The organism is Peptoniphilus indolicus ATCC 29427, assembly GCF_000227315.1.
Lineage (GTDB): Bacteria > Bacillota > Clostridia > Tissierellales > Peptoniphilaceae > Peptoniphilus > Peptoniphilus indolicus.
Genome location: NZ_JH165096.1, coordinates 1 through 1,732 on the forward strand (window position 1 = coordinate 1; position 1,732 = coordinate 1,732).

The following is a 1,732-nucleotide window of genomic DNA, read 5'->3' on the forward strand; positions in this document are numbered from 1 at the left end:
AAATTATATAGATAGATTAGAAAAAAGAGCTGATTATAAATGGGGCAAAATAAAAAGATATGAATTATTTGCTCTGTTTATATTTACAGCTATTCCATTGCCTGGGACAGGTGTATGGTCTGCAAGTTTAATTGCATCTTTAATGGACTTGCGTCTTAAAACTGCAATTCCTACTATTATTTTAGGAAATAGTCTAGCAACAGTTTTTATTGCAATTTTAAGTCATCTTATTATAAATTGATGTAAAAAAAATCATAACTATCACTTATACAGTGTGTTATGACTTTTTATATTATTATTTAATTTTTATTTATTAAAATTAGCTTTGCATTCTTTTAGATTCTCTATGAACTGCTTCAGATAACTTTCTTTCATCAATTCCTAAGATTTCGCCCTTATCTACTACCAATTTTCCATTTATTACAGTATAGTCTGCAGCCCCTTTTAGTCCAACTGTTCCCAGCATATTTTTAACATCGAAAGTTGCTCCTGCCAATTCTATTCGATTTTTATCTATTGCAAAGAAATCTGCTGCCATTCCAGTTTCTAAATATCCTATATCTTCTCTACCAAGTAGTTGAGCGCTTCCTTTAGTCGCCATTTTTAAAATGTCATATCCAGTAGGCGCTTTTTCATGATAAGTCAATCTGTGCAATAGATAAGCCACTCTCATCTCTTCCAACATACTTGACCCATCGTTACTCGAACTTCCATCAACTGCCAATCCAACTGGAACTCCAAGCTTTAACATTTCAGGAATTCGTGCTACTCCTGAAGATAATTTCATATTAGAACAAGGACAATGTGCTACTCCCGTTTTAGTCTTAGCTAAAATTTCAAGCTCTTCATCATTAAAATGAATTCCGTGAGCAAACCACACGTCATCTCCTATCCAACCAAGTTGGTCCATATACTCTAAAGGTCTAACCCCTTTTTTCTGTAATGTAAATCTTTCCTCATCTTTTGTTTCTGCAAGATGAGTATGTAGTCTAACGCCTAATTGCCTTGCTAACTTTGCCGACTCTATCATCAAATCAGCTGTTACACTAAATGGAGAACATGGAGCTAAAACAACTTGTCTCATAGAATACTTATTCTTATCATTAAACTTATTTACTATTCTCTCAGAGTCTTTAAGTATTGAATCTATATCCTGAACGACCGAATCAGGTGGTAGTCCGCCATCTTTCTTACTAAGGTCCATACTACCTCTCGAAACTACCATACGAACCCCTAATTTTTCTGCCGCTTCAAATTGTCTTTCTATAAAATCAAAACTATTTTCAGGAAATACATAATGATGGTCAAAAACTGTCGTACATCCATATTTTGCAAGTTCTGCCAATCCTGTAAGCGAGCTGTAATATATCGAATCTCCTGTTAAATTCTTCCATATTTCATAAAGAACTTTCAGCCAATCAAACAGCTCTAAACTTTGTACCTGTGGTAGATTTCTAGTCAATATTTGGTATAGATGATGGTGGGTATTTATTAACCCAGGATAAATTATCAAATCACTTGCATCTATAGTTTCATCTGCTTTCAACTCACTGTTTTTCTCGATAGCTTTAATAACTTCATCTGCTACAACAATATCAAAATTTTCTAAGACCTCATCTCTATCATTACACGTAACTATTTTATTTACATTTTTAAATAACAAAGACTTTCCCATAAATAACTCCTCCTATCTTCTATATATTTAATATTATATCTTTTTACTTAAATACAA

2 protein-coding genes are annotated in these 1,732 nt (G+C 32.9%); one reads left to right on the top strand and one right to left on the bottom strand.

What is annotated here, in order from left to right; translation table 11 throughout:
- A partial coding sequence (locus HMPREF9129_RS10060) for a small multi-drug export protein (protein WP_004823392.1) occupies positions 1 to 241 on the top strand: 241 nt, incomplete at its 5' end.
- 78 nt (positions 242 to 319) lie between these two features.
- On the opposite strand, the gene HMPREF9129_RS10065 is transcribed toward HMPREF9129_RS10060, so the two are convergent.
- Entirely contained in the window at positions 320 to 1,675 is a 1,356-nt protein-coding gene (locus HMPREF9129_RS10065; protein ID WP_004823394.1) for an 8-oxoguanine deaminase, read from the bottom strand.
- Positions 1,676 to 1,732: the final 57 nt, after the last annotated feature.